Genomic DNA, 13,784 nt, shown 5'->3' on the forward strand with positions numbered 1-13,784 from the left:
CGGCCGGGGGCGCCGCTTCCTGAACAGTGTTCACCTGAACGCCGTTCAGTATAGTGAGGATCATGGATGCCCGTGACGCACGCCCCGATCGGCACGGCTCCGACCGCAACAGCCGCGACGGCATCGTCGACGTCGCGCTGCAGCTCCTGGAGCAGACCGGCCTGCCCGACCTGTCCATGCGACGCCTCGCGGGCGCGCTGGGCGTGCAGCCGAGCGCGCTGTACTGGCACTTCGAGAACAAGCAGTCGCTGCTGGCCGCGGTCGCCGACCGCATCGTGGGGTCGGCGGCGCCGGTGCCCCACGCCGACGACCGCGACGCGGAGGCGACCGCGGTCGCCGGCGCCCTGCGCGACGCCCTCCTGGCGCACCGCGACGGCGCGGAGGTGGTGCTCAGCACGCAGGCGCTGGGCCTCGGGTCCGACGCGGCGCTCGACCGCCTGGCGCAGGCGCTGAGCGAGGCCGACGCGGCCGACGAGGAGGCCCGCAGCGCCGCGACGGTGCTGCTGCAGTTCATCCTCGGGCACGCGTCGCTCGTGCAGCAGCGCATCCAGGCGGCGCGGTTCGGCGCCTATCCGGCCGGCGAGGCGGAGGTCGCCGAGGCGACCGCAGCCGACTTCGCGCGCGGCATCCGCATGCTCCTCGCGGGCCTCGGGGCGCCGCTCCCCCGCTGACGCCGCCCGCGCGCCCGGGCCGCGACGACCGAGGGCCGCCGCCGCACCCGGATCCCGGGATGACGGTGACGGCCCTCACGACGGAGCGACTACTCCGCGAGGCCCTCCTCGATGGCGGCGATGAAGTCGTCCATGCCCCACGTGAGCGACAGCGCGGTGGGCGGCGCGACCGAGGCGATCGCGGACTGGCCGATCACCTTCACGACCTCGCCCTCGGGCACCTGCGGCAGCAGCTGCCCCTGCTCCGACGCCAGGAACTCGTCGACCTCGGCCTCGGTGTCGCCGTAGATCAGCAGCACGTCGGCCTCGAGCTTGTCGAGCTGCTCGTAGCTGAGCGTGTAGTAGAACGTGGCCTCGCCCGTGTCGAGCTCGGTCACGGATTCGGCGCTCACGAAGCCCAGATCCTCGGCGAACTGCACGCGCGGGTCGGCGGGCAGGTACACGTAGAACGTCCCCGCGACGTTCCAGACCTCGGCGATCGAGAGGCCCTCGAACTCGGGGTGCGCCGCCGCCTGCTCGGCGATCGACGCGTCGATGTCGGCCAGCACCTGCTCGGCCTCGTCTGCCTGGCCGAGAGCCTCGCCGACGATGCTGATCACGTCGCGCCACGGCGTCGACCACGCGACCTCGGGGTACGCGACGACGTCCACGCCGGCGTCCGTGAGCTGCGTGTACTCCTCCTCCGTGATCCCGGAGTACGGGGCGAGGACGACGTCGGGCGCGGCCGCGAGCATCTCCTCGATGGGGAGCTGCCCCTCGGCGCCCGAGGTCAGCAGCGCGGGCGTCTCGGCGCCGAGCGCGTCGAGCTCCTCGGCGATCCACGGCAGGACGCCGTTCTCGTCGCCGCCGTACATCTCGGCCGGGATCGCCACGGGCACCTCGCCCAGGGCGAGCACCGCGTCGGCGGCGCCCCAGCCCCACGTCGCGATGCGCTCGGGGGCCTGCTCGATCACGCTCTCGCCGAACGCGTGCTCGATCGTGACGGGGAACGCGCCGTCGCCGCCGGCGGCGGGCGACTCGGAGGGGGCGGCCGCGTCGCCGGCGCAGCCGGTGAGCGCGAGCGCCAGGCCGGCCGCGGACGCGACGGCGGCCAGCGCCTTCGTGCGGGTGAGCTTCATGGTTTCCTTTCGGGACGGGACAGGCCGGGGTCGGGGTCGGTGGGGACGGTCAGGCCCGGTCGGGCGCGGAGTGCGCGCCGCCAGGCACCGGGATGACGAGCGGGGTCGCCGTCAGCGGGTCGGGGATCACGAGCGCCTTCAGCCCGAACGCGTCGGCGACCGTCTCGGCGGTCAGGACGTCGGCGGGCGCGCCGTGGGCGACGATCCGGCCGTCCTTCATGACGACGAGGTCGTCGGCGTAGCGCGCCGCGAGCCCGAGCTCGTGCAGCACGACCACGATGGTCGTGCCGCGGTCGCGGTTGAGACGCACCAGCAGGTCGAGCACCTCGATCTGGTGTGCCAGGTCGAGGAACGTCGTCGGCTCGTCCAGCAGCAGGATGCGCGGGTCCTGGGCGAGGGCCATCGCGATCCAGACGCGCTGGCGCTGACCGCCGGAGAGCTCGCCGATCGACCGGTCCGCGAGCTCCGCGATCCCGGTCGCGGCCATCGCCTCGTCCACCGCGGCCGCGTCCTGCGCGGTCCAGCGGCCCATGAGGCCGCGGTGCGGGTGGCGCCCGCGGCCCACCAGCTCGGCGACCGTCAGTCCCTCGGGCGCAATCGGCTGCTGCGGCAGGATGCCGAGCTCGCGCGCGAGGCGGCGGCGCGGCACGGTGCGCACGTCCACGTCCTCCAGCAGGACGGCGCCGTCCAGCGGCGACTGCAGCCGGGCGAGGTGCGCGAGCAGAGTGGACTTGCCCGACGCGTTCGCGCCGATGATGACCGTGATGCGCCCGGGCGCGATCCGCAGGTCCAGGTCCTCGATCACCCGGCGGCCGGGGTACCCGGCGGCCAGGCCCCGCGCCGAGAGCCGCGGCGCGTCGGTGCCGGCTGCGATACGGGGTTCGGTCATGCGCGTCGTCCCTTCGACGAGGCCAGCAGCCAGAGGAGGTAGGGCGCGCCGACCGCGCCGGTGACGACGCCCACCGGGACCGAGTGCCCGGGGAACGCGTACTGCCCGACCAGGTCGGCGATCAGCAGGACGGAGCCGCCCGTGAGCGCGGCCGCCGGCAGCGCGAGCGCCCCGCGCCCGACGAGCGAGCGCGCGATCGGGGCGGCGCCGAGGGCCACGAAGCTCACGGGGCCGATGAAGGCCGCGGTCGACGCCGCAAGCAGCACGGCCACCACGACCGTGGCCGTGCGGACGACCACCGGATGCGCTCCGAGGCCGCGCACGAGCGGATCGCCGAGCTCGGTGAGCTGCAGCGGCCGCGCCAGCAGCGCCGCCGCCGCGGCGCCGAGCGCCAGCACGGCGCCGATCACGACCACCGGCTCCCACGTCGTCGCGCCGAGGCTCCCGGTGATCCACTTCAGGACGGTGCCCGCCTGGTCCTCCTGCGCGCGCTTGAGCAGGTAGCCGACGATCGACGCGCTCAGGAACGCGAACCCCACGCCCGCGAGCACCAGGCGGTACCCGCCGTCCGCGAGCGTGCGCGCCGCGAGCAGCAGCACGACGGCGACCGCGGCGGCGCCCGCGAACGCGCTGGCCGCGATGGCGGCGCCGGTCCATCCGGCCACGAGCGTGGCGTAGACGGCCCCGACGCTCGCGCCGCCGCTGATCCCGAGGAGGTCGGGGCTCGCGAGCGGGTTGCGCAGCAGCGTCTGGAACAGGGCGCCCGCCAGGCCGAGCGCGGCGCCGGCGAGCAGCGCGAGCGCGGCACGCGGCATCCGCACCTGCCACACGATGTACCGCTCGATCTGCGTGCCGCCGCCGAACAGGGCCTGCAGCATGTCGCCGGGCGGCATCACGAAGTCGCCCAGCACGAGCGCCAGGCACAGGGCCGCGAAGGCCAGCGCGGCCAGGGCCGCCGTGACGGTCGTCGCGCGACGCGCGGTCGTGCGGTGCACCGCCAGGAAGCCCGGAGCGCGCCCGGTCTGCGCGGGGGCGCTCACACCGTCGCCTGCTTCCGCTGCAGCACCAGCGCGAGCAGCGCCGGCACGCCGATGAACGCGACGACGAGGCCGGCCTCGATCTCGGACAGGAGGCGCCCCGCGACATCGGCGAGGATGACGAGCGCGGCGCCGAGCGGCGCGCTCGCGGCGACGATCCAGCGGTAGTCGCTGCCGACGACGCCGCGCACGACGTGCGGCACGACCAGTCCGACGAACATGAGCGGCCCGGCGACCGCGGTCGCCGATCCGCACAGCAGCACGGTCGCGACGAGCGCGATGGCGCGCGTCGAGCGGACGGAGTGACCGAGCCCGCGCGCGGTGTCGTCGCCGAGCGCCACGAGGTTGAGCCCGCTCGCGACGACGGCCGCCATCGCGACGCCGAGCGCGATGGTCGGCAGCACGAGCGCGAGCGTGTCGAGCCCGCGTCCGGTGAGCGACCCCACCGACCAGAAGCGGAACGTGTTCAGCGCCGTGCTCGACGTGGAGAGGATGAACAGCATCACCGACGTGAGGCCCGCGGTCACGGCGGCGCCGGTCAGGGCGAGCTTGGCGGGACTCGCGCCGTCGGCGCCGGCCGAGCCGATCGCCCACGCCAGCGCGGCCGCGAGCGCCGCTCCGGCGAACGCGAACCAGACGTAGCCGGCCGGGTTCACGACCCCCAGCAGCGTGATGGCGAGCAGCACCGCGACGGACGCGCCGGCGTTCACGCCCAGCAGACCGGGGTCGACCAGCGGGTTGCGGGTGATGCCCTGCATGAGCGCGCCGGCCATGGCCAGCGCGAGCCCCGCGGCGAGGCCGATGAGGGTTCGCGGGAGTCGCTGGGTCACGACCACGACGTGGTCGTTGTCTCCGGGGTCGTAGGCCAGGAGGGCGTCGGCCACCGTCACGGGCGCGATCGCGCGCGTGCCGAAGGCGAGGCCCGCCAGCACAGCGAGGATCAGCAGCACCGCGGCGGCGAGCAGGAGCAGCCCCCGGCGGGAGCGGGCGATCATCCGGTGCGCTCGGCGATGCCGCGACGCCAGTACCCCATGAAGGCGACCCGGCGCCGGTCGACGCCGTGGCCCGACACGAGCAGCCGCCGCAGCTGCTTGATCGTGGCGGCCTCGCCCGCGATCCACGCGTAGAACTCGCCGTCGCACGCCGCGTCCTCCTCGGGGCTGTCCCAGAGGATCTCGCGGTCGACGTCGACGTCGGCGAGCACCTGCGGGCGCGGCGCCGCCGCGCGCTCCAGGATGTCGCGGCTCTCGGCCGCCCATGCCGTGACGGCCTCGATGAGGCCCTCGCCGTGCTCGCGGTCCGGGCGTCCGCCATCCTGCTCGCGCACGATCCACCGCAGGTCGGCGTTCGCCGGCGGCCGGATGACGGCGGTGTCGGCGAGGCTCGGCACCTCGAGGAACACGTCCGCCGCGCGATCCGCGGGCAGGCTCTCCAGGATGCTGCCGACCGCCGGAACGGCCGTCTCGTCGCCCACGATGAGCAGGCGGGACGAGTTCGCGGGCTTGAAGTCGATGCCCACGCGCGAGAGGGGGCTGCGCTGGTCGGGGCCGACGACGACCAGCTGGTCGCCGACCCGCGCGGCCTCGGCCCACGAGCCGGCGGGGCCCGCGTCGTGGTGCACCACGAAGTCGACGGTGAGACGCCGGGCGTCCGGGTCGATCCTGCGCACGGTGTACGTGCGGAACGGATTGCGCTCGTGCTCCGCGAGGCCGCGCCAGCGGTCGTACCAGTCGCGGTGCGCCTGCGGGTCGTCCTCATGCTGTCCCACGTCGCACATCGAGCCGTCCGCGAACGGGAACAGCACCTTGATGCGCTGGTCCAGACCAGCGGTGCCGAAGTGCGCGAGGTCGTCGCCGCCGAACTCGATCCGCGCGAAGTGCGGGCTGAGGCGTTCCACGCGCGTCACCGTCGCCCGGTGCGGGCGATAGGCGGGCCGGACGTCGGTCGAGGCGAGAGTGGTCACGGTCGCCCAGCGTACTTCACTTAGGTAAGCCTTAGCTACTTGAGCTCGTGCGCGTGCCCCATCCGCAGGCCCGGGGCGAGGGCGAGGACGGCCAGCAGGGACGCGATCGCGAACACGACCGGGAAGCCGGCGCCGGTGCCGTGCAGGGCCGTGAACGCCAGTCCCATCACCGCGATGGTCGCGGACGCGCCGACCGAGTCGCTGATCTGCAGGGCGGACGAGTTGAACCCCTGGTCGGCGTTCGTCGAGTACGCGAGGGTCAGCACCGTCAGGCGCGGGTACATCAGCCCCATGCCGAACCCCGCGCACGACCAGAGCAGGATGGGCACGACCGGCGGGAGCGACAGGACGACCGTGATCGCGCAGGCGGCGGTCGCGATCAGCAGCAGCGCCACGCCGATCACGGCGATCCGGGTGTTCCCGATCCGGTCGCCGTGGCGGCCCGACACGTGCGAGCTGAGCGCCCACGCGATCGCCGCGGCGGTCAGCCCGAGGCCCGCCCACGCCGGCGAGAAGCCGAACCGGTCGATCAGCAGGTACGGCACGTAGACCTCGGCGCCGAACAGCGACCCGGCGATCAGGCCGCGCATCAGGATGACGCTCGGCAGCCCGCGTCCGATCCGCAGCGTGCGGCGCGGCAGCAGCGGCAGGATGGCCACGCCGATCACGGCCAGAGCGGCCGCGGCGGTCGCCCATCCCGCGGCGGGCGCGACGGATTCCGCGAGCTCCCCTGTGAGCCCCAGGGCGAGCGCCGCGGCAGCGACGACGACCGCGAACAGCAGCCGTCGCCCCACGCCGGGATCGTGCTCTCCCTCGCCGCCGTGGAGCCCGCGCAGGCGCGGCGCGATCATCGCGATCGCGACGACCGTGAGCGCCGCGAGGCCGGCGAACACCCAGCGCCAGTGCAGGTGCTCGGTGACGAGACCGGCGAGGAACGGGCCGACCAGCGACGGCACCACCCACGCGGCCGAGAACGCCGCCATGACCCGCCCGTGGAGCGCGGGCGCATACACGCGCGCGACCACCACGTACAGCGCCACGACCTGCGCCCCCGAGCCGAGCCCGGTGATGAGCCGCCCGAGCACCAGCAGCTCCATGGTCGGCGCGACGGCGTCGATCGCGAGGCCCGCGGTGAACAGCGCGACCGCCGTGTACAGCGGGAGGACGGGGCCCGACCGGTCCGACCAGGCCCCGGCGGCGACCATGCCGATCACGCCCGTCGCGAGCGTTCCGGAGAACGCGAGCGCGTAGAGCGCGTCGCCGTCGAGCGAGGCGCTCACGACGGGCATCACGGTCGTGAGGGCGAGCGAGGTCAGGGCGGCCAGGAAGATCAGGGACGTCGCGCCCACCGTGACCCACGCGACGGAGGGCTCCCACAGCGAGCGGGCGCGGGCGTCCTCGGGATGCGCGGCGACGGGGATGGGCCCGGTGAGCGTGCGGGGGTCGCCGCTCATGCGCGCAGCCGGCCGATGCGCTCGACGGCGTCGGCGAGGATCTCGGGGCTCGTGCCGAAGTTGATCCGCGCGTGGCCCCGTCCCTCGTCGCCGAACGTCGTGCCGGGATTGAGCGCCACGCGGGCCTCGCGCAGGATGCGGGCGGAAGGCTCGTCGCCCCAGCCCAGGCCTGCGAAGTCGACCCACGCGAGGAAGCCCGCGTCGCCGGGCGCGTACCGCGCCTCCGGCACGTGGTCCGCCAGCAGGTCGACCAGCAGCGCGCGGTTCAGATCGAGGCGCGCGAGGAGCGCGTCGAGCCACGGCTCGCCGCTCTCGTACGCCGCGCGGCCCGCGATCGCGCCGAAGATCGACGTGCGCCATTCGACCTCGTCGGGCAGCGCCCGCACGATGCGGGCGGGCTCGGCCGACGCCGTCACGATCTGCGCGCACTTCAGGCCCGCGAGGTTGAAGGCCTTGCTCGCGCTGGCGAGCGCGAAGCCGACCTCCGCCGCCGCGGGCGCGGCGTCGAGGAACGGCGTGAAGGTCGCGCCGGGCCGCGTCAGCGGCCAGTGGATCTCGTCGCTGACGATCCACGCGCCGCGGCGCTCGGCGATGCGCGCCAGCTCGGCGAGGGTCTCGCGCGAGTGGACGGTGCCGGTGGGATTGTGCGGGTTGCACAGCAGCATCGCCTTGGCGCCCGCGGCGAACGCGGCGTCGATCGCCTCGAGGTCGAGCTCCCAGCCCTCCCCCGCGCGCACGAGCGGCACCCGCACCGCCTCGGTGCGCGACTCCTCGTGCACGGCGAAGAACGGCGGGTAGACGGGCGGGGTCACGACCACGGCGTCGCCCGGCTCGGTGACCGCCCGGAGCAGCTCCGCCGCCCCCATCATGACGTCGCACGTGGTGCGGACCCGGCCGGGGTCGACGTCCCACCCGAGGCGGCGCGCGGCGAATCCGGCGAACGCCTCGGCGATCCCGTTGCCGTGCGCGGAGTATCCGGTGTCGCCGCGCTCCACCGCGGCGTGCAGCGCCTCGGCGACGGCGGGCGCGAGGGGGAAGTCCATCTCGGCGACGAACAGCGGCAGGACGTCCTCGGGGTACAGTGCCCATTTGGCGCTCGTCCGGGTCCGCAGCTGCTCGATCGGAAGGGCGTCCAAGGGGGTGGTGCTCACCCGATCGAGCCTAACCCCGCAGACGCGGAACGGGCCCGGAGCCGAAGCCCCGGACCCGTTCATCGGGCCTCGCCACCGACCGTCGTGCGAGCGAAGCGAGCGTGCCGCGAAGCGGCCGAACCGCAGCGCGAAGCGCTGCCGAACGGAGCGTCAGCGACGTTCCTCGCTCGCAAGGGTGCCGCTTTGCTGCCCCGCAGCGCGCGATCGCTTCTGAACTAGATCGCGAATCCCAGGGCGCGCATCATGTCGCGGCCGTCGTCCGTGATCCGCTCGGGACCCCACGGCGGCATCCAGACCCAGTTGATCCGGAACCGCTCGACCACGTCGTCCAGCGCCTGCGCGGTCTGCTCCTCGAGCACGTCCGTCAGCGGGCAGCCGGCGCTGGTCAGCGTCATGTGGATCACGAGCGCGTCGTTCTCCTCGTCCCAGGCGAGATCGTAGATGAGGCCGAGGTCCACGACGTTGACCCCGAGCTCGGGGTCCATGACGTCCTTGAGGGCCTCGGTGACCTCGTCGTACTTCTCCGGGGTGAGGGTCGCGGTCATGTCTCCAGCCTACGCTTCGATGGGCTCGCCGGGCGCGAAGTAGCCCTCGTAGCCCTCGCTCTCGAGGCGCTCGGCCAGCTCGGGGCCGCCCTCCTCGACGATCTCGCCCTTGACCATGACGTGCACGAAGTCGGGCTTGATGTAGCGCAGGATGCGCGTGTAGTGCGTGATGAGCAGGACACCGAGGCCGGTGTTCTCCTTGGCGCGGTTGACGCCCTCCGAGACCACCTTGAGCGCGTCGACGTCCAGACCCGAGTCGGTCTCGTCCAGGATCGCCAGCTGCGGCTTGAGCAGCTCGAGCTGGAGGATCTCGTGGCGCTTCTTCTCGCCGCCCGAGAAGCCCTCGTTGACGTTGCGCTGCGCGAACTTGTCATCCATGCGCAGGTTCTTCATGCCCTGCTTGACGTCCTTCGTCCACGTGCGCAGCGACGGCGCCTCGCCGTCGATCGCGGTCTTGGCGGTGCGCAGGAAGTTCGTCACGGTGACGCCCGGGATCTCGACCGGGTACTGCATCGCGAGGAACAGGCCGGCGCGGGCGCGCTCGTCGACGCTCATCTCGAGGACGTCCTCGCCGTCGAGCGTGATGGTGCCGCCCGTCACGGTGTACTTGGGGTGGCCCGCGATGGTCGACGCGAGCGTCGACTTGCCCGAGCCGTTGGGGCCCATGATCGCGTGCGTCTCGCCGGAGCGGACGGTGAGGTTCACGCCGTTCAGGATGGGCGTCGTGCCTTCTTCGGTCTCCACCGTGACGTGGAGGTCGCGGATCTCGAGGACAGCCATGGTCAGATTTCCTTCTTCAGCGTGGGGTCGATGAGCACGTCGTCTCCGTCGATCTCGACGACGAAGACCGGGACGGGCTCGTAAGCGGGGAGGTTGAGGGGCTTGCCGGTGCGCAGCGAGAACGCCGAGCCGTGGGCCCAGCACTCGAGCGTGTCGCCCTCGACGAAGCCCTCCGACAGGGAGATGTCGCCGTGCGTGCAGGTGTCGCCGATCGCGTGCACCTCGCCGGCCGAGTCGAGCACGACCGCGATCGCGACGCCGTCGACCTCGACCTTCAGCGGGGTGTCCTGCTCGAGCTCGCTCAGCGCGCACACGCGCGTGGCGCTCACGCGGCGGCTCCGTCCGGAGTCGCCGCCAGCTCCTTCTCGATGAGCGCCGTCAGCTCCTCCTCCAGGGAGGGGATGCCGATCTTCTGGACGGTCTCGGCGAGGAAGCCCAGGACCACCAGGCGACGCGCCTCCTCCTCGGAGATGCCGCGCGCCTGCAGGTAGAAGAGCTGCTCGTCGTCGAACCGGCCGGTGGCCGATGCGTGGCCGGCGCCCTTGATGTCGCCCGTCTGGATCTCGAGGTTCGGGATCGAGTCGGCGCGCGCGCCGTTGGTCAGCACCAGGTTGCGGTTGGCCTCGTAGGAGTCGGTGCCGGTCGCGTCCGGGCCGATCAGCACGTCGCCGATCCACACGGTGCGGGCGCTCTCGCCCTGGAGCGCGCCCTTGTAGAGCACGTCGCCCGTGGTCTCGACGCCCTTGTGGTGCAGGTACACCTGGCTCTCGAGGTGCTGGCCGGCGTCGCTGTAGGCAAGGCCGTACATCTCGCCGTTGGAGCCGGCGCCCGCGAGCTCCAGGTTCGGGTTCACGCGCACGACGCCGCCGCCGAAGCTGACGACGATGTGGCGCACCGAGGCGTCGCGGTCGACGCGCGCCTGGTGGGAGGCCGCGTGGATCGCGTCGTCGTCCCACTGCTGCACGGTCACGACCGTGACGTTCGAGCCGTCGCGCGCGATGATCTCGACGTTCTGCGCGTACTGCGCGGAGCCGGCGTGCCGCAGCACGACGGTCGCCTTGCTGTGCTCGAGCGCCTCGATGACGATGTGGCCGTCCGCGCGGCGGTCGGCGCCGAGGCCCGTGAACTGCACCACGATCGGCTCTGCCACCTCCTCCTCGCGCGGAATGCGCACGTGGAGGGCCTCGGTCGCGCCCTGCCAGGCGAGCGCCGCCGGCAGGTCCTCGGGGATGAAGAACTCCCCGCGCGGCGCCTGGCCGGCCGCGAGCGGCGCGCCGACGTACTGCGCGCCCGACACGACCTCGGCGGTCACGCCGTCGTTCGCGGCGGCCGCCTCGAACAGGGGCTTGAGGCGCGCCACCGGCGCGTGCTTCCAGTTGACCTCGCGGCCGGTGGGCACGCCGAAGTCCGCGGGCTCGTACGAGCGGAGGCGCTCCGAGCGGGTCTGCACCGGCACGGTCACCCCGGCGACCTGCGCCGCGGGGTCCACGTGGGCGTGCTCGTCCTGCGCCGCAACCGGCGCCGTCGTCGACGTCGTCATCTAGCCGACCGATCCTTCCATGCCCATCTCGATGAGCTTGTTCAGCTCGAGGGCGTACTCCATGGGCAGCTCGCGCGCGATCGGCTCGATGAAGCCGCGCACGATCATCGCCATCGCCTCGTCCTCGGGGAGGCCGCGGCTCATCAGGTAGAACAGCTGCTCCTCGCTGACCTTCGAGACCGTGGCCTCGTGGCCGAGCTGCACGTCGTCCACGCGGATGTCGATCGCGGGGTACGTGTCGGAGCGCGAGATCGTGTCGACCAGCAGCGCGTCGCAGCGGACCGTGTTGGCCGAGTGGTGCGCGTTCGCGTCCACCCGCACCTCGCCGCGGTAGCCGGCGCGGCCGCCGCCGCGGGCGATCGACTTCGAGACGATCGACGACTGCGTGTACGGCGCCATGTGGATCATCTTCGCGCCGGCGTCCTGGTGCTGGCCGGGGCCGGCGAACGCGACCGAGAGCGTCTCGCCCTTGGCGTGCTCGCCCATCAGGAAGATCGACGGGTACTTCATCGTGACCTTCGAGCCGATGTTGCCGTCGATCCACTCCATCGTCGCGCCCTCGTGCGCCACGGCGCGCTTGGTGACGAGGTTGTAGACGTTGTTCGACCAGTTCTGGATCGTCGTGTAGCGCACGCGCGCGTTCTTCTTCACGATGATCTCGACCACGGCCGAGTGCAGCGAGTCGCTCTTGTAGATGGGCGCGGTGCAGCCCTCGATGTAGTGGACGTAGGAGTCCTCGTCCGCGATGATCAGGGTCCGCTCGAACTGGCCCATGTTCTCGGTGTTGATGCGGAAGTACGCCTGCAGCGGGATCTCGACGTGCACGCCCTTGGGCACGTACACGAACGAGCCGCCCGACCACACGGCCGTGTTCAGCGCGGCGAACTTGTTGTCGCCGGCGGGGATGACCGTGCCGAAGTACTCCTCGAAGAACTCGGGGTGCTCGCGCAGCGCGGTGTCGGTGTCCATGAAGATGACGCCCTGAGCCTCCAGGTCCTCGCGGATCTGGTGGTAGACGACCTCGGACTCGTACTGCGCCGCCACACCGGCGACGAGGCGCTGGCGCTCCGCCTCCGGGATGCCGAGCTTCTCGTACGTGTTGCGGATGTCCTCGGGGAGGTCCTCCCACGACTGGGCCTGCTTCTCCGTGGAGCGCACGAAGTACTTGATGTTGTCGAAGTCGATCTCGCTGAGGTCGGCGCCCCACGTCGGCATCGGCTTCTTCTCGAACAGGCTCAGGCCCTTCAGACGGGTCTTGAGCATCCATTCGGGCTCGCTCTTGAGCGCGGAGATGTCGCGCACGACGGCCTCCGTGAGGCCGCGCTTGGCGCTCGCGCCGGCGGCGTCGGGATCGTGCCAGCCGAACTCGTACACCCCCAGACCTTCGAGCTCGGGGCGGTCGATCAGCACATCGGACATGACGTCACACTCTCCTCTTAGGCCGCAGACGGTGTCAGCCGCTCCAGCGGCGCGAGCCGATCGGATCCGCGCGAGCCGCCGTGGTGGGCCTTCATACGAGACGCGAAGGTGTCGCGCCTAGACTGTGGGCGGTGCGGCGAGACTCTCGCGCGCATCCGCGTCACCACCTTCGATTCTACAGGTTCCGCCCCTCGCCGGGCCGCGCCGGCCCCGCTTCACGGGGTACCGCCAGGAGGCCTTCCCGCCATGTCCGCCGCCACCGCAGCCCCCGTCACCGGCCCCGTCCCGGCCTCCCCGCGCACCGCCGCCGTGGCGGATCGCCTGCTGCGCGTGCTGGCGTGGCTGTCGTTCCTGGCGGAGACGACCATCATCGGCACGGGCGGTGCGGTGCGGCTGACCGGCTCGGGACTCGGCTGCTCGGAGTGGCCCCTCTGCACGCCCGACTCGCTCGTCCCGACGGAGGAGCTGGGCATCCACGGCTTCATCGAGTTCGGCAACCGCACCATGACGGGCGTCGTGGGCCTGCTCGCGCTGGCCGTCCTGATCGTCACGCTGCGCCGCGCACGCGCTCGCCGCGACCTCGCGGTGCTGGCCTGGATCGTGCTGGGCGGCGTCGCCGCGCAGGCCGTGGTGGGCGGCGTCACCGTGTGGACCGGGCTGAACCCGTTCATCGTCGGCTTCCACTACGTCGCGTCTCTCCTGCTGGTGTGCGTGACCGCCGCGTACCTGGTGCGGATGCACGAGGCCCCTGGGCCCCGCGAGCGCGCGGTGCCCGCGTGGTTCGCGATCCTGACGCATGTGACGTCGCTCGCGCTCGCGGCCACGATCCTCTTCGGCGTCCTGACCACGGCGAACGGCCCGCACTCCGGCGACGCGAACGTGATCCGCACGGGCTTCGACGCCACGGTGCTCGCGCACGTGCACTCGTGGCCGGGGTACATCCTGCTCGCGCTGGTCGTCGCGCTCGTGATCGCGGCCGCCGCGCTGCGCCTTCGCCCGCTCCCCTGGCTCGCGGCGCTGCTGGCGGTCATCGCCGTGCAGGTCGTCGTCGGGATCGTCCAGGCGCGCACGGACCTCCCCGCGCTGCTGGTGGGCGTCCACATGGTGCTGGCCGCCCTGTCCGCGGCGGCGTTCACCGTGGTCGTGCTGCGCCTGAAGCGGCCGGTGTCCGCCCCGGCGTGAGCACTCGGTCGGCGTTCATCCGTCGGCCACCTTCT

At 72.8% G+C, this 13,784-nt stretch carries 14 protein-coding genes; 2 read left to right on the plus strand and 12 right to left on the minus strand.

The annotated features are described in order from the left end of the window. Positions 1–62 precede the first annotated feature (62 nt). The gene (locus tag ASD19_RS05255; RefSeq protein WP_082543000.1) at positions 63–671 is read left to right on the plus strand and encodes a TetR family transcriptional regulator; all 609 of its coding nucleotides are present in this window, start codon (positions 63–65) and stop codon (positions 669–671) included. Positions 672–760: 89 nt separating this feature from the next. Here ASD19_RS05255 and ASD19_RS05260 read toward each other — a convergent pair whose 3' ends face one another. The 12 genes from ASD19_RS05260 to sufB form a co-directional block, all read right to left on the minus strand. Further along, positions 761–1,789 (minus strand): ABC transporter substrate-binding protein, encoded by a 1,029-nt coding sequence (locus ASD19_RS05260; protein ID WP_055989386.1) that lies wholly within the window; start codon positions 1,787–1,789, stop codon positions 761–763. 49 nt (positions 1,790–1,838) lie between these two features. Continuing rightward, on the minus strand, positions 1,839–2,678 hold the full coding sequence (locus tag ASD19_RS05265) for an ABC transporter ATP-binding protein (protein ID WP_200941073.1): 840 nt from the start codon (positions 2,676–2,678) through the stop codon (positions 1,839–1,841). Further along, complete coding sequence (locus tag ASD19_RS05270) at positions 2,675–3,718, minus strand: FecCD family ABC transporter permease (RefSeq protein WP_156377116.1); 1,044 nt, start codon at positions 3,716–3,718, stop codon at positions 2,675–2,677. The genes ASD19_RS05265 and ASD19_RS05270 overlap by 4 nt, the downstream gene beginning before the upstream one ends. Continuing rightward, positions 3,715–4,710 carry a FecCD family ABC transporter permease gene (locus ASD19_RS05275; RefSeq protein WP_055989389.1) on the minus strand — a complete coding sequence of 332 codons (996 nt, stop codon included), beginning with the start codon at positions 4,708–4,710 and terminating at the stop codon, positions 3,715–3,717. Before ASD19_RS05275 ends, ASD19_RS05270 begins: the two co-directional genes overlap by 4 nt. Then, a complete protein-coding gene (locus ASD19_RS05280; protein WP_055989392.1) occupies positions 4,707–5,678 on the minus strand; it encodes a siderophore-interacting protein in 972 nt (323 codons plus the stop codon). The genes ASD19_RS05275 and ASD19_RS05280 overlap by 4 nt, the downstream gene beginning before the upstream one ends. Before the next feature lie 35 nt (positions 5,679–5,713). Next, the gene (locus tag ASD19_RS05285) at positions 5,714–7,132 is read right to left on the minus strand and encodes an MFS transporter (protein ID WP_082543001.1); all 1,419 of its coding nucleotides are present in this window, start codon (positions 7,130–7,132) and stop codon (positions 5,714–5,716) included. Beyond that, positions 7,129–8,283: a MalY/PatB family protein gene (locus ASD19_RS05290; protein ID WP_055989395.1), complete on the minus strand. Its 1,155-nt coding sequence runs from the start codon at positions 8,281–8,283 to the stop codon at positions 7,129–7,131. The genes ASD19_RS05285 and ASD19_RS05290 overlap by 4 nt, the downstream gene beginning before the upstream one ends. A 215-nt stretch (positions 8,284–8,498) precedes the next feature. Then, entirely contained in the window at positions 8,499–8,828 is a 330-nt protein-coding gene (locus ASD19_RS05295) for a metal-sulfur cluster assembly factor (RefSeq protein ID WP_055989398.1), read from the minus strand. Between the two features lie 9 nt (positions 8,829–8,837). After that, a complete protein-coding gene (gene sufC / locus ASD19_RS05300) occupies positions 8,838–9,608 on the minus strand; it encodes a Fe-S cluster assembly ATPase SufC (RefSeq protein WP_055989401.1) in 771 nt (256 codons plus the stop codon). Between the two features lie 2 nt (positions 9,609–9,610). Then, on the minus strand, positions 9,611–9,937 hold the full coding sequence (locus ASD19_RS05305) for a non-heme iron oxygenase ferredoxin subunit (RefSeq protein ID WP_055989404.1): 327 nt from the start codon (positions 9,935–9,937) through the stop codon (positions 9,611–9,613). Further along, a complete protein-coding gene (gene sufD, locus ASD19_RS05310) occupies positions 9,934–11,148 on the minus strand; it encodes a Fe-S cluster assembly protein SufD (RefSeq protein WP_055989407.1) in 1,215 nt (404 codons plus the stop codon). Before sufD ends, ASD19_RS05305 begins: the two co-directional genes overlap by 4 nt. Continuing rightward, complete coding sequence (gene sufB, locus ASD19_RS05315) at positions 11,149–12,567, minus strand: Fe-S cluster assembly protein SufB (protein WP_055989409.1); 1,419 nt, start codon at positions 12,565–12,567, stop codon at positions 11,149–11,151. 246 nt (positions 12,568–12,813) lie between these two features. On the opposite strand from sufB, the gene ASD19_RS05320 reads away from it, so the two are divergent. Beyond that, the gene (locus ASD19_RS05320) at positions 12,814–13,749 is read left to right on the plus strand and encodes a COX15/CtaA family protein (RefSeq protein ID WP_082543002.1); all 936 of its coding nucleotides are present in this window, start codon (positions 12,814–12,816) and stop codon (positions 13,747–13,749) included. Positions 13,750–13,784 lie beyond the last annotated feature (35 nt).

Origin of the sequence: Microbacterium sp. Root53 (assembly GCF_001426925.1) — a bacterium.
In the GTDB taxonomy this organism is placed as follows: Bacteria; Actinomycetota; Actinomycetes; order Actinomycetales; family Microbacteriaceae; genus Microbacterium.

What these genes read in the sequence shown, in the direction of transcription:
- ASD19_RS05255 (WP_082543000.1), top strand. Translation starts at nt 63, where the DNA reads ATGGATGCCCGTGACGCACGCCCCGATCGGCACGGCTCCGACCGCAAC.
- sufD (WP_055989407.1), bottom strand. Translation starts at nt 11,148, where the DNA reads ATGACGACGTCGACGACGGCGCCGGTTGCGGCGCAGGACGAGCACGCC.
- ASD19_RS05275 (WP_055989389.1), bottom strand. Translation starts at nt 4,710, where the DNA reads ATGATCGCCCGCTCCCGCCGGGGGCTGCTCCTGCTCGCCGCCGCGGTG.
- sufC (WP_055989401.1), bottom strand. Translation starts at nt 9,608, where the DNA reads ATGGCTGTCCTCGAGATCCGCGACCTCCACGTCACGGTGGAGACCGAA.
- ASD19_RS05285 (WP_082543001.1), bottom strand. Translation starts at nt 7,132, where the DNA reads ATGAGCGGCGACCCCCGCACGCTCACCGGGCCCATCCCCGTCGCCGCG.
- sufB (WP_055989409.1), bottom strand. Translation starts at nt 12,567, where the DNA reads ATGTCCGATGTGCTGATCGACCGCCCCGAGCTCGAAGGTCTGGGGGTG.
- ASD19_RS05260 (WP_055989386.1), bottom strand. Translation starts at nt 1,789, where the DNA reads ATGAAGCTCACCCGCACGAAGGCGCTGGCCGCCGTCGCGTCCGCGGCC.
- ASD19_RS05295 (WP_055989398.1), bottom strand. Translation starts at nt 8,828, where the DNA reads ATGACCGCGACCCTCACCCCGGAGAAGTACGACGAGGTCACCGAGGCC.
- ASD19_RS05320 (WP_082543002.1), top strand. Translation starts at nt 12,814, where the DNA reads ATGTCCGCCGCCACCGCAGCCCCCGTCACCGGCCCCGTCCCGGCCTCC.
- ASD19_RS05265 (WP_200941073.1), bottom strand. Translation starts at nt 2,678, where the DNA reads ATGACCGAACCCCGTATCGCAGCCGGCACCGACGCGCCGCGGCTCTCG.